19 protein-coding genes are annotated in these 20,047 nt (G+C 51.4%); 6 read left to right on the top strand and 13 right to left on the bottom strand.

Annotated features, from left to right (window positions below; all coding sequences use genetic code 11):
- Positions 1-117 precede the first annotated feature (117 nt).
- Complete coding sequence (gene polA / locus CCE91_RS00520) at positions 118-2,931, bottom strand: DNA polymerase I (RefSeq protein ID WP_086433313.1); 2,814 nt, start codon at positions 2,929-2,931, stop codon at positions 118-120.
- 519 nt (positions 2,932-3,450) lie between these two features.
- On the opposite strand from polA, the gene CCE91_RS00515 reads away from it, so the two are divergent.
- Positions 3,451-3,735 carry a hypothetical protein gene (locus CCE91_RS00515; RefSeq protein WP_126797196.1) on the top strand — a complete coding sequence of 95 codons (285 nt, stop codon included), beginning with the start codon at positions 3,451-3,453 and terminating at the stop codon, positions 3,733-3,735.
- Here CCE91_RS00515 and CCE91_RS00510 read toward each other — a convergent pair.
- Complete coding sequence (locus tag CCE91_RS00510; protein WP_086433311.1) at positions 3,732-4,469, bottom strand: TetR family transcriptional regulator; 738 nt, start codon at positions 4,467-4,469, stop codon at positions 3,732-3,734. The two genes, CCE91_RS00515 and CCE91_RS00510, sit on opposite strands and share 4 nt — an antisense overlap.
- A 28-nt stretch (positions 4,470-4,497) precedes the next feature.
- Entirely contained in the window at positions 4,498-5,331 is an 834-nt protein-coding gene (gene aroE, locus CCE91_RS00505) for a shikimate dehydrogenase (RefSeq protein WP_086433310.1), read from the bottom strand.
- Between the two features lie 22 nt (positions 5,332-5,353).
- On the opposite strand from aroE, the gene CCE91_RS00500 reads away from it, so the two are divergent.
- A complete protein-coding gene (locus CCE91_RS00500; protein WP_234996220.1) occupies positions 5,354-5,761 on the top strand; it encodes a group II truncated hemoglobin in 408 nt (135 codons plus the stop codon).
- Here the strand turns inward: CCE91_RS00500 and hemF are convergent.
- Genes hemF through CCE91_RS00470 form a run of 6 tightly spaced genes read right to left on the bottom strand, consistent with a single transcriptional unit; the run spans position 5,758 to position 10,339 of the window.
- Positions 5,758-6,675 carry an oxygen-dependent coproporphyrinogen oxidase gene (gene hemF, locus CCE91_RS00495; protein ID WP_086433308.1) on the bottom strand — a complete coding sequence of 306 codons (918 nt, stop codon included), beginning with the start codon at positions 6,673-6,675 and terminating at the stop codon, positions 5,758-5,760. The two genes, CCE91_RS00500 and hemF, sit on opposite strands and share 4 nt — an antisense overlap.
- Complete coding sequence (locus CCE91_RS00490) at positions 6,672-7,250, bottom strand: Sua5/YciO/YrdC/YwlC family protein (protein ID WP_086433307.1); 579 nt, start codon at positions 7,248-7,250, stop codon at positions 6,672-6,674. The genes hemF and CCE91_RS00490 overlap by 4 nt, the downstream gene beginning before the upstream one ends.
- A 42-nt stretch (positions 7,251-7,292) precedes the next feature.
- On the bottom strand, positions 7,293-7,691 hold the full coding sequence (locus CCE91_RS00485) for a DNA topoisomerase family protein (RefSeq protein WP_086433306.1): 399 nt from the start codon (positions 7,689-7,691) through the stop codon (positions 7,293-7,295).
- Positions 7,692-8,165, bottom strand: coding sequence for a DUF494 family protein (locus tag CCE91_RS00480; RefSeq protein WP_086433305.1), 474 nt, complete (start codon positions 8,163-8,165; stop codon positions 7,692-7,694).
- 2 nt (positions 8,166-8,167) lie between these two features.
- Positions 8,168-9,199 (bottom strand): DNA-processing protein DprA, encoded by a 1,032-nt coding sequence (gene dprA / locus CCE91_RS00475; protein WP_086433304.1) that lies wholly within the window; start codon positions 9,197-9,199, stop codon positions 8,168-8,170.
- A gap of 36 nt (positions 9,200-9,235) precedes the next feature.
- On the bottom strand, positions 9,236-10,339 hold the full coding sequence (locus CCE91_RS00470) for a LysM peptidoglycan-binding domain-containing protein (RefSeq protein ID WP_126797198.1): 1,104 nt from the start codon (positions 10,337-10,339) through the stop codon (positions 9,236-9,238).
- A gap of 83 nt (positions 10,340-10,422) precedes the next feature.
- Here CCE91_RS00470 and def point away from each other — a divergent pair, with 83 nt between their 5' ends.
- From def to trkA, 4 genes are read left to right on the top strand one after another with little or no spacing between them, the layout of a single operon-like run.
- Positions 10,423-10,935: a peptide deformylase gene (def, locus tag CCE91_RS00465; protein WP_086433302.1), complete on the top strand. Its 513-nt coding sequence runs from the start codon at positions 10,423-10,425 to the stop codon at positions 10,933-10,935.
- Positions 10,936-10,937: 2 nt separating this feature from the next.
- Positions 10,938-11,891 carry a methionyl-tRNA formyltransferase gene (fmt, locus tag CCE91_RS00460; RefSeq protein WP_086433301.1) on the top strand — a complete coding sequence of 318 codons (954 nt, stop codon included), beginning with the start codon at positions 10,938-10,940 and terminating at the stop codon, positions 11,889-11,891.
- Between the two features lie 2 nt (positions 11,892-11,893).
- On the top strand, positions 11,894-13,204 hold the full coding sequence (gene rsmB / locus CCE91_RS00455) for a 16S rRNA (cytosine(967)-C(5))-methyltransferase RsmB (protein ID WP_086433300.1): 1,311 nt from the start codon (positions 11,894-11,896) through the stop codon (positions 13,202-13,204).
- On the top strand, positions 13,201-14,577 hold the full coding sequence (trkA, locus tag CCE91_RS00450) for a Trk system potassium transporter TrkA (protein ID WP_086433299.1): 1,377 nt from the start codon (positions 13,201-13,203) through the stop codon (positions 14,575-14,577). The genes rsmB and trkA overlap by 4 nt, the downstream gene beginning before the upstream one ends.
- A gap of 36 nt (positions 14,578-14,613) precedes the next feature.
- Here trkA and CCE91_RS00445 read toward each other — a convergent pair whose 3' ends face one another.
- From CCE91_RS00445 to CCE91_RS00430, 4 genes are read right to left on the bottom strand one after another with little or no spacing between them, the layout of a single operon-like run.
- Positions 14,614-16,065 (bottom strand): TrkH family potassium uptake protein, encoded by a 1,452-nt coding sequence (locus CCE91_RS00445; protein WP_086433298.1) that lies wholly within the window; start codon positions 16,063-16,065, stop codon positions 14,614-14,616.
- A 2-nt stretch (positions 16,066-16,067) separates the two neighbouring features.
- A complete protein-coding gene (locus CCE91_RS00440) occupies positions 16,068-16,682 on the bottom strand; it encodes a YigZ family protein (RefSeq protein WP_086433297.1) in 615 nt (204 codons plus the stop codon).
- A 3-nt stretch (positions 16,683-16,685) separates the two neighbouring features.
- The gene (gene pepQ / locus CCE91_RS00435; RefSeq protein WP_086433296.1) at positions 16,686-18,017 is read right to left on the bottom strand and encodes a Xaa-Pro dipeptidase; all 1,332 of its coding nucleotides are present in this window, start codon (positions 18,015-18,017) and stop codon (positions 16,686-16,688) included.
- 10 nt (positions 18,018-18,027) lie between these two features.
- On the bottom strand, positions 18,028-19,998 hold the full coding sequence (locus tag CCE91_RS00430) for a transglycosylase SLT domain-containing protein (protein WP_086433295.1): 1,971 nt from the start codon (positions 19,996-19,998) through the stop codon (positions 18,028-18,030).
- Between the last annotated feature and the right edge of the window lie 49 nt (positions 19,999-20,047).

Below are 20,047 nucleotides of genomic sequence, written 5' to 3'. Positions count from 1 at the left end.
TTTTTCGTGCCCTTCATATATTCAGACTTAGCCCCTTTACGAAAGTTCAGAAAAATCAAAATAATTTTGATCCTCCTTTTATTTCAATAACTTAATTGGCTCATTTATTAGAACTAATTAGTGTGCCTCGTCCCAGTTATTGCCCGATCCGGCTTCAGCAATTAACGGCACGTCCAGCTGTGCCGCACTTTCCATTACTTTCACTAATTCGGCCTGCAACGTTTCCAACTGCTCCGCTTTTACTTCAAACACCAGTTCATCGTGTACCTGCATGATCATCCATACATCACCACGACTGGTATTTTGCTCTATCCAATCTGCCACTTTAATCATGGCCCGCTTAATAATGTCCGCAGCAGTGCCCTGCATAGGCGCGTTAATGGCGGCACGCTCGGCAGCTTTACGGCGGCCCCCGTGTTGCGCGTTAATTTCCGGCAAGTGCAAACGTCTACCGTAAATGGTTTCTACGTAGCCCTGTTGTTTGGCTTTCTCGCGCGTGGTTTCCATATATTCCAGTACGCCCGGAAAGCGCTCGAAATACTTGTCCATATAGTGCTGAGCTTCGTGGCGTGGAATATCTAACTGGCGCGCCAAACCAAATGCAGACATACCGTAAATCAAACCAAAGTTAACCGCTTTGGCACTACGGCGCTGCTCATTGGTTACGTCTTCCAGGCTTACCCCAAATACTTCCGCGGCCGTTGCCTTATGAATGTCCTGCGCCCGCGCAAATGCCTGCAGCAAGTTTTTGTCCTGCGACAGATGCGCCATAATGCGCAGCTCAATTTGACTATAATCTATAGCCAGCACCACATAACCTTCAGGTGCGGTAAACGCCTGACGTACCCGGCGCCCTTCTTCGGTACGAATCGGAATATTCTGCAAATTCGGATCGCTTGACGACAAACGCCCGGTAGCGGTAACCGCCTGATGATACGACGTGTGAATGCGCTGGGTACGGTGGTTCACCATTTTTGGCAGTTTGTCGGTGTAGGTAGACTTCAGCTTGGCTAAACCCCGATGCTCCATAATGACCGCCGGCAACGGGTAATCCAAAGCCAGTTCCTGCAGTGTTTCCTCGGCCGTAGACGGCGCGCCTTTTGGCGTTTTCTTTAAAATAGGTAGCTTTAACTCTTCAAACAGAATGCGTTGAAGTTGCTTGGGTGACCCTAAGTTAAAGGTTTCACCGGCAATTTCGTAGGCTCGTTCTTCTAAGTTCTGCAACTTCATAGCAAGTTCGTGGCTTTGTTTGGCCAGCAACTGGGCGTCAATTTGCACGCCGCGTTGTTCCATGTCGCACAGAATCGGAATAAGCGGCACTTCCATGTCGGTTAGCACCTGCTTTAATTTGCCTTCACCACTGAGCGTTCCCCATAAGTGCTCGTGCAAGCGCAGGGTCACGTCGGCGTCTTCCGCAGCGTAGGGAATAGCCTGCTCAAGTGCTACGTCATTAAAGGTAATTTGCTTGGCACCTTTGCCGGCTACATCGGTATAGCTAATGGTTTTATGCTGCAAATACTGCAGACTTAAGGTGTCCATATCATGACGCGAGCCAACACTGTTATACACATAAGAGGCCAGCATGGTGTCGCTGAGTATGCCGTCTAGACGAATATCGTAGCGACGCAGAATATGAGCGTCGTACTTCAGGTTCTGGCCGACTTTCTTCGGTGAATCAGCCTCAAGTAACGGTTTTAACTTGGCCAGAACCTCATCGCGAGACAGCTGATCCGGCGCACCAGGGTAATTGTGCCCCACTGGTATATACACGGCTTCGCCAGGCTTTATCGCCAGCGACACGCCTACTAACTCGGCTTCCATGTAGTTCAGGCTGGTGGTTTCGGTATCGAAGGCAAAATAGTCAGCCTTGCCGAGCTTCTCCAGCCATTGGTCAAACTCGGCCATCTCGGTAATGGCGTAATAATCACAATCTTCAAACTGATTGGCGGTAAGTGCGCTGTCGGACCCAGTGTCGGAATCTGCCGCGGAGCTTACTGAGGCTGCAGAGTCTGCCCCACGCTGTAACGCCTGATCGGTCACAGCGCCCTGCGCTAACAACTCACCTAACCATTGGCGGAATTCGCAACGACCATACAGTTCTTTCAAGGCTTCGGTATCGGCCGAAGAAATAGTGAGTTCTTCCGGTTTAAAGTCGAGCGGTACGTCACATTTTATGGTGGCCAAATCGCGCGACATATACACCTGATCTTTATGCTCTGCCAACTTGTCGGGCATAGTTTTAGCACCACGGAACGACAGCTCGGTAACAGCCGCGGTGTTCTCGTAAATGGCATCAATACTTTCCAACCCCTGCAACAACGCCTGCGCGGTTTTCTGACCGGCTTTTGGTAAACCCGGAATGTTATCGGAGCTGTCGCCCATTAACGCCAGATAATCAATAATTTGATCCGGCCGCACCCCAAACTTCTCTTTTACCGCTTCGGTGTCGGAGATATCGCCGCTCATGGTATTAATCAGGTATACGTGGTCGTTTACCAACTGCGCCATGTCTTTATCGCCGGTACTAATAAGCGTAAAGCGCCCTTTATCACCCGCCTGTTGCGCCAGGGTTCCAATCACATCATCGGCTTCCACACCGTCTACGCAAAGTAATGGCAAGCCCATGGCCTGCACAATTTTATGCAGTGGCTCTATTTGTGAGCGCAAATCATCGGGCATGGGTGGGCGATTCGCTTTGTATTCCGAATACATTTCGTTGCGGAAAGTTGGCCCTTTGGCGTCAAAAATGACCGCCATGTGCGATGGTTTGTAGCGCTTCACCAAACTGCGGAGCATATTCACGACGCCATAAATAGCACCTGTAGGTTCGCCGGCGGAATTCGTTAAATGCGGTGGCGCATGAAAGGCGCGAAATAAATAGGAGGAACCATCAACCAAAATAAAGGGATTTTCAGGGATTTTTTTGTTCATAAAGTGCGTTCGATCTCGTGGCGTATCGGAATGCCACAAGCATGCCACAAGCGGCGAAATCAAGCCAGCGCGGGGAGTCCATGAGGCTGTGGATAACCAGTGGATATATCTGTGAGCAACGATCCGCGCTACCAGAGAAAATTATATTTTCACTAGTATCTGAATAGACGTAAGTCTTTGATATAACAGGGAGTGTGACTTCTGACGTGACCCTGACAGCTTATTTTTATATTTTTTTGTCAGTTGTGGAAACTGATTTTACCGAGGACAACGATTAACCCGGGGAACTACAATCTGCCGTGTTTCGACAGGACAGTTAGACTACCACAAAAGGATCTTAGATCCAGTATTGGATCATCCTTTTTTAGACTAATTTCCTTGGGTAATTTCATTTGTTTAGATTCGTTTGGAATTGACTAACGCTAACCGCTTGAATTCAAATATAAAGACGAAAACTGGTAGTTTTTGATGATAGCCATTATGCTAGCACCATTGCATAAACAGATCCTGAGCGCTCCCATGCCACTAACAGAGAAAGAACAAGCGCAGCTGCAGCAGTTCGAGCGGCGCCGGGTTGAACTCACTACACATCAGTGGTGGGAACGTTTGTCTATGGAGCAGAAATTCGGGGTGTACCAGTTGCAAAAATTTGGTTATGAGCTGGCTTTTATTCGCAATGAAGAAGACGGCCCTATTGCCATAGTAAAACGCGATGGCGAACTGGCCACGGTTGATAAAAACGGTGACGTGAACTTAACCCCGGATGTAAAACTACGCGACCGCCGCCCTACCCCAAAAGGTTAACGCGGACGCGAGAACCACCCACCTAAACTTGCCCCTTTTTTCTGCGGCTGCGATTGCTGCTGATATTCCCGCCACAGTAATGTACAAACGTGGGTAGTGCTCTGCCGAAAATTAATTTGCAGATTTCCGCCAGCGGAGTTTTGCATTAACCGCGACAACGCCGCCGGCGCTTTACTGAATTGCCATAAGCCAACCATGCTGGCATAAGTTTGCAGCAATACTGGCAGTGCTGACTGCCCGGCAGGCATTTGCAGGAAGGTTTGAATGCGTTCAGCCGTTTGTCGGAACTGTTGTGCCATGCGGGTGCGAAACGCCAGCAGCTTCTTAGTGTCAATGGCCGGTTCCAGCACGGTTTGATTCAGCGCTGCTAAAGTCCACAAATGCGGCTGTTGATGCTCCCAGCATTGGAAGGCTTGCACTAATTGAGGCAAAGGATCTTGCTGCGGGCGTTTCAAAGCTTTTTGTACAGCAGCTAACCAACTGGTTAACTGTTGCTCTAATAACGCCTGATAAATTTCTTCTTTGCTGCTGAAGTAAATGTAAGCAGTGCCCTTGGCCAGTTGCACTTGCTTAGCTACTGCGTCCATTTTCGGTAACTGCCCATTACCTTGTAAATAAAGAGACAACGCAGCCTGTAAAATGGCATCCCGGCGTTGTTCTTTCTGTTTGGGCTGACGGGCGCGCTGCATTTTCGGAGTTGAGTCCGCCGCTGCCAGAGCATTTGTTTCCGCCATAGTTACTGTCCTCAAATTAAGCTGAACGCTATTCGTTAGTATTTCGTTCCAGCAACTTAGTTATTACCGCTCGAGAATCGGGTAACAGCCCGTCGTGCCACAACGCAAAGCTCAGTGCCGCTTGTTCAACCAACATACCCAAACCATCTAGGCAATTTGCACAGCCATTCGCTGCCGCCCACTGTAAAAACTTCGTGGGCGTTGCACCGTAACTCATGTCATAGCACAACACCGCCTGTGCTGCTAGGTTCGCAGGCAAAGTAAGCGCTTGCTGCTGCAAGGCAACACTGGTGGCCTGAATAATAATATCGGCTGCCGGAAGCTCATTCATACTGCAATAAGCAAGCCTGCTATCGGCAAACCGGTCTACCAAATCAGCGGCCTTTGCTTCGGTACGGTTGGCAACCGTTAGCCTGGCCACACCAGCATCCAGCAAGGGGCCTACCACACCGCGCGCCGCGCCACCGGCACCTAACAACAACACCGTTTTGCCACTTAAGTCACCTACTTGTGCCTTAGCTAAATGCCAACGCAAATCCGCCACCAAACCTAACCCGTCAGTGTTGTCACCCAGCACTTGCCCGGCGCCACGGCCCATAAGGGTATTCACCGCGCCAGCCTGACGTGCTCTTAAGGTGGTGTGAGTAACTAATTGATAAGCTTGTTGCTTGAAGGGAACAGTGACATTGGCGCCACTGCCACCATGTCGAAAAAAATACGCAACGTCGGCGGCAAAACGCCCCGGCGATGATAAACTACGGCGATATTCATTCACCAGGCCAAATTGGTCCGCAAATTCCAACTGAATTTGTGGCGACAGGCTATGTGCAATTGGGCTACCAAATACCGTAAATAAAGCCATGTGGAAATTCTTTCGTAAGCTTATGAGAAAGCAACAAACTAACACACCTTTAACACCGTATCAGCAATTAGGTGGTGAGCCCGGTGTGCGCCAACTGGCGGAGCGTTTTTACGACATTATGGAAAGCGACCCGGCGGCAGCAGATCTGCTGGCAATACATGCACAACCGCTAACGGGCATTCGCCAGAAATTCTTTGAGTTTCTAAGTGGTTGGTTGGGCGGCCCGGCGTTGTTTGAGCAAAAATACGGTCATCCGCGCCTGCGCGCCAGACATATGCCTTTTCGGATTGATACCAAGCTACGCGATCAATGGCTGCTGTGTATGTATCAGGCGCTGGACGAGCAAGTGACAGATCCGCTGTTAAAAATGCAGTTACGCAGCCAGTTTACCGCGCTGGCTCACCACATGATTAACAGCATCGATACCTAAAGTTCGTTCAGCCAGTCGCGCGGGTGAAGATAATCGCTGGTTAAGCGTGCTTCGGCACTATCGGGTTCGGTTTCATAGCCGTACTCCCAGCGCGCCAGCGGTGGCATCGACATCAGAATAGATTCGGTACGTCCGCCAGTTTGCAGCCCGAATAATGTGCCTCGGTCCCACACCAAATTGAACTCCACATAGCGGCCGCGTCGATACAGCTGAAACTCACGTTCGCGCTCACCAAAAGGCATGGCTTTACGGCGTTCAATAATAGGTAGGTAAGCAGTTAAGTAGGCATCACCCACCGCGCGCATAATAGCGAAGCTTTCCTCAAATTCACGGTCGTTCAGATCATCAAAGAACAAGCCACCCACACCGCGGGTTTCTTCACGGTGCTTCAACCAGAAATAATCGTCGCACCATTTTTTAAACTTGGGATACAGGTCGTCACCAAATGGCTTCAGGGCGTCATGCGCAACCTGATGCCAGTGCTTAATGTCTTCATCAAACGGATAAAACGGGGTTAAATCGAACCCGCCACCAAACCACCAAACCGGATCGGCATCGGCCTTTTCGGCAATAAAAAAGCGCACATTGGCATGGCTGGTAGGTACATAAGGGTTATGCGGATGCATCACCAGAGACACGCCGCAGGCGTTGAAGTCACGACCGGCTAATTCGGGTCGGTGGGCCGTTGCGGACGCCGGCATCTGGTCGCCGTGCACATGCGAGAAACCAACCCCGCCCTGTTCAAATACACCACCCTGTTTTAGCACCCGCGACCGGCCACCGCCGCCACCCGGCCGTTGCCAGCTGTCTTCGGCAAACTCGCCACCACCGTCGGCAGCTGTAAGCCCGGCACAAATTTCGTCCTGTAAGTTCAGTAGGTAGGTTTTTACTTGTTCAAGTTGATGTGTGCTCATAGCCCGTTACGTACCACTTCGCCCGTTAAAGGATTAATAATTTTGGACGGCGTTTGTGCGCCGCCAACCGGATGCTGATAAATCCAACCCAGGCGGTCTCCAAAGCTCTGTTCAACTTCCGCTGCACTGGTCAACGCTGGTTGCTGACTCAAGTTCGCACTGGTGGAAACAATGGCTGAGCCAAGCGCTTTACACAGCTGTCGGGCTGGCTCAAAAGCTGTAACCCGGGTAGCAATAGTCATGTGCTCGCCACGTAACCACTGGGGGCAATCGGCCCGCGCCGGCAACAGCAAAGTAACCGGCCCTGGCCAGTGCGAAAACACGCTGAAGCGCTTGTCCTGACCTATGGCTTTATCATCCACGAAGGGTAACAACTGACTGTAATCGGCAGCAAGCAGAATCAGGCCTTTTTGCACGGGCCGTTGTTTTAGATCAAGCAAACGCTGAACCGCTTGCTCATTGGTGGGGTCGCAGCCCAACCCAAATACCGCTTCGGTTGGGTAAGCCAGCAGTTCACCGCCGTTAAACGCTTCGCGGGCACTAGTCCAATCAGGTGTTGCCGATACTGTTGTCATCATGGTTTCATTTTAGTCGCAGTTAAAAAAGGTGGTAATGCGTTAGCTTAAGTCAGATTTGTAACCGCACTCTTTGCGGGCGCAAACCAAACGTTCTCCGGCTGCGGATTTTTTTCGCAACAAGATCGCATAGTCACAACTTGGGCAGGCCTGAGCCACCGGCGGTAAGTTTACTGAAAATTTGCATTTTGGGTAAGCGTCACAGGCATAAAACGAGTTACCGAAGCGGCTGGTTTTTTGTACTAAAGTACCATTTTTACACTCGGGGCAAGGCACGTCGGTGCCCGGATCGAAATCCGCGGAGGTCATATATTCGCAATCAGGATAGGCGCCACAACCAACAAACAGGCCGTAGCGTCCTTTTTTTAGGAGGAGTTCTTGCCCGCACTGAGGGCAAGGTACGCCCAGTGGCTGTGGCTCAATAAAGGCATCGTTGGTCATTTAATGCAACGGACCATCCGGTTCCTCAAACAGTAAGCCTTCCATTTGATCGTAGGCGTCTTCCTGCCCCGGCACATTAAACAGCACCATGAGCACCACCCACTTCAAATCGTCCAGCGTAAACTGAGGTGTATCCAGTTCCATCACCCGGTCGATTACCATTTCGCGAGTTGCGAAATCTAATACGCCCAGGGTTTCCAGATAAATTAAGAAACCACGACTGGAGCAATCCAGACGCGCTACCTCTTCGGCAGTATAAACCCGTGTTGCACTGCTCGGAGAACGGTTTAAATATGGTTTATCCTGGCTGTCCTGCAAGTCAGCCAAACGCTCCAACCACGCCAAAGCTTTGCTTATTTCTTGGCGGTGAAAACCCGCACGGGTTAACTCGTCGGTTAGTTCATCGTGATCAATCACCACTTCCATTTCGGAGTGAATGTAGTTCTCGAACAAGTACATGAGGATATCAAACATCGTTAGCGCCTCCCCATTCTTATAAAACCGCCAGGTACTGAAGCTACGAGGCCCTCTAATTCTAGTAAAACCAGTTGCTCGGTTACCACTTCAACAGATAAGCCACTGCGTGCAACCAGAACATCTATGCTCGTTACTTCATTTCCCACATTAGCCAACAACGGGGCGTTTGCCAAGCCTTCTAAACATTTATTTTCGGTACATTTGGCGGGGGTTATCGGCCCGTTCAGCAATGTTGGAAACTCACTGATGATATCTTCTTCAGTCAATACCAGCTTGGCCCCCTGCTGGATCAATCGGTTACAACCAAAACCGGCCGGCTCCCACATTGAATAGGGTACCGCAAATACCTCGCGACCCTGCTCTAAAGCAAACCGTGCCGTAATAAGTGAACCACTGTTTTCTACCGCTTCAACTACCACTACGCCCTGACTTAACCCGGCAATAAGACGGTTACGCCGGGGAAAGTGATCGGCCTTAGCTGGCCAACCCGGTGGAAATTCACTCACAACTAGTCCAGCGCTGGCCAGTTGTTGCTGTAACTGGCGGTTACGTGGTGGGTAATAGCGGTCGACGCCAGTGCCGATAACCGCCACGCTAGTGCCAACGGCTAATGCCGCTCGGTGTGCCGCGGCGTCTATACCTAAGGCCAGGCCGCTGGTAATAACAGCACCCCGTTCCGCCAGCTTTTCAGCCAAAAATGAGGCGGTATGAAGGCCGCTGGGGGAGGCTTTGCGGCTGCCAACAAAGGCAATCTGAAAGGCCTGCAACAGATCAATATTGCCCTGACAAAACAGGGCCAAAGGTGGCTTATGGATAGCACGCAGATGATCCGGATAGGCTGGATGAAACCAATGTACAATGTGGGTGTTGTCGGTAGTAAGCCAACTTAAAGTACGCGCCACCAGAGCTGGGTCGGGTTCCGGCAATTGCGCGCACGCGCTAGCAAAACTATTGGCATGGCGTAATGACCGTTGTTGACGGCCCGGCGCCAGTGCCAATTGCAAAGCGCCGTTAAGGTTGTCAGCATCCATGCTGTACGTCCTGTGGTTAGCAAATTACCAAACTGGTTAGCGGCTCTGAGCAGTCTCCTGACCACTAGCGTCATTACTTAAAGCAATAAAACGGTCACCAATTCTGAGCCAGTCGTGGCTGCGCAGAATAATGGCAAAGCTTGCGGTTTCGGCGGTATCTACCACCATCATTTCAGCGGTTGCGGCTTCCGGTAATTGCACCTGGCGGCCAGTTCCGGCAACCAGCTGTTGCCATTTATCGGCGTCGGCTTTCACTACCGGCCGGTCGTAGCCCATAAGTAACTCAATACCCGGGCGCACCGCCTGATAAAGCTGACCTACTTCAACGCCATCTCGACGGCCTTTGTCCAGCACTACTACGTCGTACTTACCCTGCTGCAACTGACTATTCAGGCTGGCAACCAGTTGACCCGACAGCCCATTTACACCGCTTTCGGTACGGTAGTTTAATGGATAACTGGCGTCGCTTAACGGTAGCACTAAATCGCCGCGTCGAACTTCTCGCTGCAACCGGCTTAGTTCACCTTGCCATAACCCGTCTTGCTGGCCTTGCAGTTTTACATCAGCAATGTGACGAACCAATACGCCCTGCTCTAACTCATTCACTACCGTGAAAATGCCATACCGGCGAGCTTCCAATTCACTGCCTTCAACAAATACTGGCGCGTGGCCTGATAGGCGCTGTGCCGCGGTATTGTTACCGATGATTTGGGCGGCCGACTCAGCAACTTCGTTGCTCAGCAACTGATGATAGGTTAGAAAAGGTTCCAGCATACTGTGCGAGAACATATTCAATGGCTGTTGTGATTTGCGTACTATGTCGCCGCTTGGTGTTAGCTCCCGCATTTGTTTGCGGGTGAGCACCGGCCGACCATCGCGCCAGCTTAGGTAAAGCTTGTCACCCGGATAAATCAGGTGCGGATTGGCAACCTCTTCATTGTGCTGCCACAATTCGGGCCACCGCCAGGGATCTTCCAGAAAAAGTGCCGAGATATCCCACAGGGTATCGCCGGGTTTCACCACATATTCCTGCGGCGCATCTTCACGCATTCGCAGTACGTCGGCGTGCGCAGTAAAAGTGACTAAACCAACACACATACTGATAAACAATGCGGCTATTTGCTTCGTGACATAGTTCAAGCGGCTGCGCTCCTTGTAAAACTGTCTTTTACACCCCAGTTTAAGTTAAACTGACTATAGCTGAATTAACTAGATTAAACGATATGAGCCTACTGACAATATTAACTTACCCAGATGAACGCTTACGCACCCTCGCCGAGCCTGTTGCTGAAGTGGATGACGCCCTGCGCGCCACCATTGATGACATGTTTGAAACCATGTACGAATCTCAGGGTGTCGGCTTAGCGGCCACCCAGGTAGACGTACACAAACGCTTGTTTGTTGCTGACTGCAGCGAAGATCAAAATGAGCCGCTGGTATTTGTGAACCCTGAAATCATTGAACGTGACGGCGAATTCACCAATGAAGAAGGTTGTTTATCTTTCCCAGGCGTTTACGCCAAAGTCGACCGCGCCGGTACGGTAACGGTCAAAGCATTGGACAAAAACGGACAGGAATTTACCAAAACGGCTGAGGGTTTATTAGCGATTTGTATTCAACACGAAATTGACCATTTAAATGGCAAGCTGTTTGTTGATTACTTATCTAAGCTAAAACGCGACCGTATTCGCAAGAAGTTGGAAAAAGAAGCACGCTTGCAACAAGCGGCTGAGTAACTATGCGCATTATTTTCGCTGGAACGCCCCCGTTTGCGGCACAGCATTTAGAAGCACTACTTGGCGCCGGGCACGACATTGTTGCAGTTTATACGCAACCTGATCGTGCTGCGGGGCGAGGCAAGAAACCTCAAGCCAGTGCCGTAAAGCAACTCGCATTAACGCATAACCTGCCGGTTGAACAGCCCCAGTCACTGAAAGACGCCAGCGCACAACGGCAATTAGCCAGTTATAACGCTGACGTGATGATAGTTGTGGCTTACGGCTTAATACTGCCGCAAGCGGTGCTGGATATGCCTACCCATGGCTGTATTAACGTGCATGGCTCCCTGTTACCACGCTGGCGTGGTGCTGCTCCCATCCAACGCGCTATCTGGAACGGCGATCAGCAGTCGGGCATCGCTATTATGCAAATGGCAGCCGGACTTGATACGGGGCCGGTGCTGCTGCAAAAAGAAATAGAACTGGCGGCCAATGAAACCTCGGCCAGCCTGTATGAAAAAATGGCCAACTTCGGCCCTCCTGCGTTATTAGAAACTCTGGCTAACCTGCCGGCCCTGCAACAACAGCAGCAGCCGCAAGACGACAGTCAGGCAACTTACGCACATAAATTAGACAAGGCCGAGGCCGAGCTCAACTGGAGTCAGCCAGCAGCAGTGTTGGAGCGTCATATTCGCGCCTTCAACCCCTGGCCGGTAAGTTGGCTGGCCTTGCCAGAAGGTGTAGTGAAGGTTTGGCAAGCCGAGGTTCAAGCCGATGCCAATAAAGCTCCGGGTACCATTTTACAGGCCGATAAGTCAGGCATTGTGATTCAAACAAGTGACGGTGCGCTACGCATTACTGAGCTGCAACCACCGGGTAAGAAAGCCATGCCCGCCGCAGCCTTTTTAAATGGCAGAGCAAGTTGGTTTACGCCCGGCCAGGTATTGGCGTTACCCACGCCAACGGACTCTTAATTATGCACCCCACCCAAACATCAGGCGCCGCGAGTCGCGCCGCTGCCGCCAAAGCCATTATGGACGTATTGGAGCATGGCCGCTCGCTCAGTCAGGCCATTCCAGAGGCAACGGAAAAATTAAGCGGCCGCGACCGCGCCTTGGTGCAAAGCATTTGCTACGCCGTGATGCGCCAGCTGCCACTATTTAATTTTGTACTGGCGGAGCTGCTGGAAAAGCCACTCAAAGGCCAGCTTAAAATATTGCATTACCTGCTACTGGTTGGTACCTGTCAGATCCTGGCACTGTCTACCTCGCCTCATGCGGCCGTTGCGGCAACCGTTGATGCTGCCATGTTGTTAGGCCGTAGCCGACAAAAAGGCTTAGTTAACGGCGTACTACGTAATTTGTTACGGCAGCAGGAAGAGCTGTTAGCTAAAGCCGCAGCACGGAAAGAGCTTGCTCACGCGCATCCACGCTGGCTGCTAGAACGTATTCAGGAAGCTTATCCGCAGCAGTGGCGGGACGTTGTTGCAGCCAATAATGAGCAAGCGCCCATGTGGTTGCGGGTAAACACGGCAAAAGTTGACGCGCCAGCCTATTTAGCGCGGTTACGCCATGCCGATATCGCTGCCGAATTATCAAGCGAAGTTCCAACCGCGATTCGCTTAGCGCAACCTGTAGACGTAAGCCAACTACCAGGCTTTGAACAAGGGCAGGTGTCGGTACAGGACGTTGCTGCCCAACGCGCTGCTTTGTTGCTGGGTGCGCAAAGTGGCGACCGGGTGCTCGACTGCTGCGCTGCTCCCGGCGGAAAAACCGCTCATATTCTGGAAACCAACCAAGACCTCGGTCAGGTTATTGCGCTGGATAGCGATGCCCAGCGACTAACGCGGGTGAGCGAAAACCTGACCCGCCTGCAGCTATCGGCGAAAGTCCTTTGTGCTGATGCCAGCGAACCCAAAACCTGGTGGGACGGCACGCCGTTCCAACGTATTTTGCTGGACGCACCCTGCTCGGCTACCGGCGTTATTCGCCGTCACCCCGACATTAAGTGGTTACGCCGCGCCAGCGACATTGATACCTTGGTCGCTATTCAGGCAGATATTCTGAACAGCATGTGGTCGGTGCTGGCCCCTGGTGGCACCCTGTTATATGCAACCTGTTCTATACTGCCTGAGGAAAACCATAAACAAATCAAATCTTTTGTGGAAAACCACGAGGATGCGATATGGTGTTCACTCACCGAGGGCCCGCAGCGCGACTTGCAGTTTATTCCCGGACAGGCAGGTGGCGACGGCTTTTACTACGCGAAACTGGAAAAACGTAAATGAAGATCATTATTCTAGGCGGCGGTCAGGTTGGTGGCACACTAGCCGAAAACCTGGTTGGCGAAAAGAACGACATTACTATTGTTGATACCGACAAACGCCTGCTGCAGGAGCTTGCCGACAAATATGATCTGCGCGTAGTGGAAGGTCATGGCTCGCACCCCGAAGTGCTTGAGCGTGCCGGCGCCGAAGATGCTGACTTACTGATTGCGGTAACCCCCAGCGATGAAACCAATATGTTGGCGTGCCAAATTGCCTACACCCTATTTAATACGCCAACCAAAATTGCCCGAATTCGTTCCGAAGCTTTCATTGCCTATAAAGACCGCTTGTTCCACAACCAGGACATTCCGGTTGACCACATTATTTCGCCTGAGCAGTTGGTTACCAGTTATATCAAACGCTTAGTAGACTACCCCGGCGCACTGCAGGTGATGGAATTTGCCGGCGGACGTGCCAGCTTAGTGGCGGTTCGCGCCTATTACGGCGGCAAACTGGTGGGCCACGCTATTTCCCATTTAAAACAGCATATTCCAAATATAGATACTCGCGTCGCTGCTATTTTCCGCCAGGGGCAACCTATTAAGCCCATGGGCACCACCATTATTGAAGCCGACGATGAGGTGTTCTTTATAGCTGACACACGCCACATTCGTACGGTAATGGAAGAGCTGCAGAAGCTCGAGAATCAATATCGGCGCATTATGATAGTGGGCGGCGGTAATATTGGTGAAGGTTTAGCCACCCAGCTGGAAGATACCCACCGGGTGAAGCTCATTGAACAATCCTTAGAGCGTGCTGAAATGCTCTCACAGCGGCTTAGTCATACGCTGGTGTTTAATGGCGATGCGTCTGATCAGAAGCTGTTGCTGGAAGAACATGTAGAGGACACCGACGTATTTATTGCGGTGACCAACGACGACGAAGCCAACATCATGTCGGCCATGCTGGCCAAGCGTATGGGCGCGAAAAAAACTATGGTGCTGATTCAGCGCAGCGCTTACGTTGATTTGGTGCAAGGGGGTGAAATTGATATCGCTATTTCACCACAGCGCGCTACTATTTCGGCGCTGCTTACCCATGTTCGTCGCGGCGATATTGTGAATGTGTACTCGCTGCGTAAAGGTGCCGCGGAAGCCATTGAAGCTATTGCGCACGGCGACGAAAGTACATCTAAAGTAGTTGGCAAAGCGGTTGGTGAAATCAAACTACCACCAGGCACCACCATAGGCGCTATTGTGCGCGGCAGCGAGGTGCTGATTGCCCATGATGACACTATGCTGCAATCAGACGACCACGTGATTCTGTTCTTAGTTGATAAGAAATATATTCGTGAGGTTGAACGCCTGTTCGAACCTAGCGCTATATTCTTCTAAGCAACTTCCGCATTCTCAGCAGACTGCTTTCAGCAGTTAAGAACGCCAGAATGCGGGGGTTAATAACACCAGCAAAGTAAACACTTCCAACCGGCCAAATAGCATAGCTAACACCAGCAGCCACTTCGCCGTGTCAGAAATGCTGGCGTAGTTAGCCGCCACGGCTCCCAGCCCCGGGCCAAGGTTGTTCAGGCAGGCTGCGGTAGCCGAGAACGCTGTTAAATCGTCCAGCCCGGTTGCCAACAAGCCCAGCATAATCACAATAAATACCAGCGCGTAAGCCGAGAAAAAGCCCCATACAGCTTCCACAACGCGACTTGACAAGGCTCGGTCGCCCAGCTTTACTGAGTAAACGGCCCGAGGGTGCACCAGCCGGTTTAATTCACGTACACCCTGCCGGAACAGCAGCAATACCCGCACTACTTTCAGGCCACCGGCGGTTGACCCTGCACTACCACCGATAAAGCTGGCGAATAGCAGCAAAATGGGTAAGAAAAGCGGCCAGGCAGAAAAATCTGCAGTTGCGAAGCCGGCCGTGGTACTTATCGAAACCGCCTGAAACAGTGCTTGATCAAAAGCGGTGCCCACGTCGTCATACAAGCCATGACCAAGCACAGTTAAAAACACAATGAGTATAAGCGCGGCTTGCAAGGTGAAAAATGCCCGGCATTCGGGGTCGCGCATATAACTGAATAAACTGCGCCCGGTTACCGCAGCATAGTGAACCGCAAAATTAATGCCCGATATCAGTAAGAAGAAAACGCAAATACCGTTAATTGTGGCGCTATCAAATGCACCCATACTAGCATCGTAGGTGGAGAAACCACCAATGGCTACGGTGGAGAATGAATGCGCAATAGCGTCGAACCAATTCATTCCGGCTAGCTTGTAGGCCACTGCGCAGGCAATGGTTAAAAAGGCATAAATATACCAAAGATGCTTAGCCGTATCGGCAATTCGGGGGGTCATTTTGGAGTCTTTCAGCGGACCAGGCATTTCCGCCCGGTACAGCTGCATACCACCAATGCCCAGCATCGGCAGAATCGCCACAGCTAACACGATAATACCCATACCGCCCAACCACTGCAGCTGCTGCCGGTAGAACAAAATACTGTGTGGCAGGGTCTCGATTCCGGTAAGGATAGTCGCACCGGTAGTGGTTAATCCCGAAAACGACTCGAACGCAGCGTCGGTAATAGACAGCGGCAATTCCTGGGTAAAAATCAATGGCAGCATACCCACCGCGCCAAGTACCGTCCAAAACAATACGGTTAGCAAAAAGCCATCGCGGGCCTTTAAATCAGCGCGATAACTGCGCTGCGGGTACCACACAATAAAGCCTACCGCTAAGCTTAAAATAAAACTAAACAGGAACGCCAAACCGCCGCCATCTTCATAGATAACAGCAACTACTGCCGGTGGCAGCAGGGTCAAACTAAACAAACAAATCAATAAGCCCAGAATTCGTAAGATGCCGCGATAACGCACGGTTAGTCCTCTTGCGGTTGTAAGGTGACACGACCTTGCGTTTGCCCGTGCAACACCTGATTAAATGCATCAACCTTTTCAGGTTCCAGTTCCAGCGTTAACTTTACCTGTTGCAGGTACTCTGCGGTACCCAGCTTGGCGTCAAATTGACCCATAGCATAATCTACAGCCGCTTGATCGGCATAATCGAAACACAAAATATACTCGTTGCGCAGCACTTTCACTGTAGTTTGCAGCAACTGCATCGCTTCAACCACCACCTGCGAATAGGCACGTTGAAGCCCGCCCGTACCTAACTTCGTGCCACCAAAGTAACGCACTACCACTGCGGTAACTTCACCCACCTCTTGCTTCATCAGCACCTGCAGCATAGGCCGACCGGCCGTACCGCTGGGCTCACCATCATCACTCATGGCATAGCTCTGCTCATGGTTTGGCGCGCCGGTAATGGCCGCTAAACAATAATGGCTGGCTTGTGGCCAACTCTGCTGCGCCTCTTGCACAAACTGCCGCCGTGCTGCTACTGACGGCGTATGCCCAACCACCGCAATAAAGCGGCTGCCTTTTACTAACAATTCATGCGCAATGGTTGTTTGCGGAATCCTATAGCCGGCCACAGCTTAATTTAAGCCATTCGCTCGGGTCATGTTCTCGTTGCGCTCACGATGCACAATAATATTGTCTTCAATACGTACGCCACCATAGCGACGGAAGGCGTCAACCCGCTGCCAGTCCACATGCTTAGCTTGTGGCGAAGCTTTTAGTTTGCCCAGCAGGCTGTCAATAAAGTACAAGCCCGGCTCAATGGTATAAACCTGACGAGGCTCCACCGTTCTGGTGGTGCGCAAGGTTGGGAACTCGTCCGGCGGTGGTATGTTCGTACCGCGCTCATCCAGCATAGTACCACCCACATCATGTACCTGCAGGCCCAAGCTGTGGCCCAATCCGTGCGGCAAAAACACCTGTGAAATTTTCTGCGCCACAATAGCCTCTGGTGACAGTTTCACAAAGCCGTAAGCATACAGAAGTTTGGCAATTTGCTCATGCGCCAGCGCATGTAAATCACCAAACCGGGTGCCTGGCTTTAATAAATCTATTAGCGCCAGGGTAACTTGATCAAGCGCCGCTACTAACTCACCGAATTCGTCTTCGCGGGCGCTGTAGGTACGGGTAATATCGGCGGCATAACCGTTATAATTGGCGCCTGCGTCAATTAGCATGGAATGGCGCTGCCCCGGGGTCAGGCGCTGCCGTGACTGCACCATATAGTGCAATACCGCCGCATGTTCGTTCTGGCCAATAATATGCCCATAAGGGGCATCGTTCTCGCCCTGCCCGGTGGCCTGCATGTAAGCCAGTAAACAATCGAACTCAGAACCACCATCAAGAAAGCTCTGGCGCGCCGCATGATGACCACGCACAGCTATTTGATTGGCGTGGCGCATGCACTCCAATTCATAGTCAGTTTTAAATAAACGGTGATAATGCAGAAAGTTCAGCACCGGATCCGGGTTTATATGTTCAAACCCCAGCGCCTTGGCAACTTCAACATGCTCGCCCAGATAAGCACTACGAACTTTATCGTAAGGCAGTACCTGCTCAATAGCTTCGGGGGACTTAATAGTGACGACGTCAAACACATGTAACCAGTCGGCCTGCAGAATGGGCGGCTGATAATGCCAAAAATCGTCTGGCTGCAGAATAACTAAACGCGGACGTTGCTCACGACTAATCAACAGCCAACAGTGTGGCACATCGTCAAGTGGGCACCAGGCTTTAAATAAAGGGTTCGCCTTGAAGGGGTAGTCCATGTCATCCAGGAACTGACGCTTGATTTGTCCGGAGTGAATGGCCAGTAATTCCAGGTTTTCACGTTCCAGTACTTGCTCAGCACGTTGCAGCTGTGTGGCAACATGGGCCTCAAAGCGCGGTAATAAACTCGCCAGATTCATGGTTCGCTCCCTAACGACGAATATTCATATCAACCAGTTCATTGAAAAGATTACGATTATCACCCAACAGCATGCTGTAGATCTGCTGATAAGCCAAGACGTTTTTTACGTACTCACGGGTTTCTTTGTAGGGAATGGTCTCAATCCAAATATCCACTGGCATGGCGGTTTCCGGCAACCATTCCCGCACCCGGTAAATACCCGCATTGTAAGAAGCGGTGGCAAGCACCCAGTTGTCCTGCATGCGTGTTTGTAGCTCACCCAAATAGCGGGTGCCCAGGCGCACATTGAAGCCTGGTGCGTGCAACTGAGTACGGCTAACGTCTTGCTTGTGCAGGTATTTAGCCGTGGACGGCAAAATCTGCATTAAACCGCGGGCGCCAGCTGAGGAAAAAGCATCCGCACGAAAAGCACTTTCCCGGCGGGTAATAGCCAACGCCCAGGATTCATCAATGCCGGCGTTCTTAGAAAAGCTGCTGAGCACATCGTAATAGGCAAGTGGGAAGCGCAGCTGTACCGCATCAAAGTGACCAATAGCCGCCAAGCCAAAAATAGCCTGATCATGCCATTCCCATTCATTCGCTAACACCGCCGCATGCTGTTGCTGCTCAGCCGTGAGCTGCGACAGTAAGTAATTCCATTCCCGCCGCGCCTCTAGGCCGCGCCCCATTTGTAGAAATTCGTAGGCGCGGATAGCCGCTGGATGCTGTCTGACAATATCCAGCTGCAACGGGCTGTACTCTATGTTTTTTGCTTCCAGTGAAGCTGGCAACTGTAGGTGAGCAGCGGCCATGAAACCATAGTAATGACGCTCCTGTGCTAATTGTTGCAACAATGCCTGCGCAGCCAATTCATCGCCCTGCTCAAGCAATGCCCGTGCTTGCCAGTAACGCCACTGATTCCCTTGCGCAACAGCAGCCGGAAGCTGATTAATGAGTTGCGAGAGCGTACTGAAATCCTGCTGCCGCAGTAAATCTGCAAGTCTCCACTGCAGTACCGCTTCACTGGCATTATGTAGCGGAACTTTCGCCTGCCACACACTAGATTCAGGATGGTTCTTATTGCTCAGCGCCAACGCAAATTTTTGGGTTACTTCGTCCAGCTGCTCAGCCGAGAATTCAAAAAACTCCTCGGCTTCAGGCCAGTTCTGCAGAGCTAAATCGGGGTCGCGCCAAATCAGTCTACCGTACGCATAGGTTGCAATAGCCGCTTGTTCGGCAGTGTCTTCACCAGCTTGAAACAAGGATAACCGAGTAACCTTACTGGGATCGCGGCGCATCATGTGATAAACGTGCGCCAAATAGGTTTGTTCGGCTGGCAGTAAGCCGGCCAGATAAGGCAGCAAGGTATGGTTGCCGCCTTCCGCTGCCAACTTAACGCGCTGCCACACCATATCAGGAGTGCGGTGTCCGGCGTCGGCCCACCATTTGAGAATTTTATCGCAGGCGCTTGGTAATGATTCGCCGGTAAGCCACAACTGCCCTACCGCCCGATGAAACGCCTCGCCCGGCATCAGCTGTTGCTGGAACTGAAATTGCAAATTATAACAACGGTGTTCAGTGGTTCCGGGTGGCTTAAAATCTCGTAAGAAGCGCGTTTGCTCATTGTTGCTAGCCAAATAGTCCAGCCAGGGTTGACGCAGTTGCCAGTCGAGCGGTGTGCCGTCGTAAGCCTTTAAAAAATCTAATACGCGATCTTCATTCGCTAAGTAACCTACCTGCTGCAGGCGCTCTAACTCTAAATAAGGTGTTAACGGATAGTCGCCCAATTCGTTCAGCAACAGCCGATATTCACTTAAGCGTCCGCGCCGTGCCGCATACTCGGCCTTGCGGAACAACTCGCGCTGCTGCTCCAGCTGTTCGCTGGTAACTGCTGACGCACTCGTCTGGGTATCGGCCACACTCATGGGTGCCAGCAAAACGCTGCTGGATGCGACGCTTAGCGCAACAAGGAATCGAGCTGTAAATAATAGTTTCAGCATGTTTTCAAACGCACGTTTAAATAATCATTGAAATATCGAAGTATTCGGG

The organism is Pseudidiomarina planktonica (assembly GCF_900177775.1).
Lineage (GTDB): Bacteria > Pseudomonadota > Gammaproteobacteria > Enterobacterales > Alteromonadaceae > Pseudidiomarina > Pseudidiomarina planktonica.
This window is presented reverse-complemented; position numbering and strand designations above follow the sequence as displayed.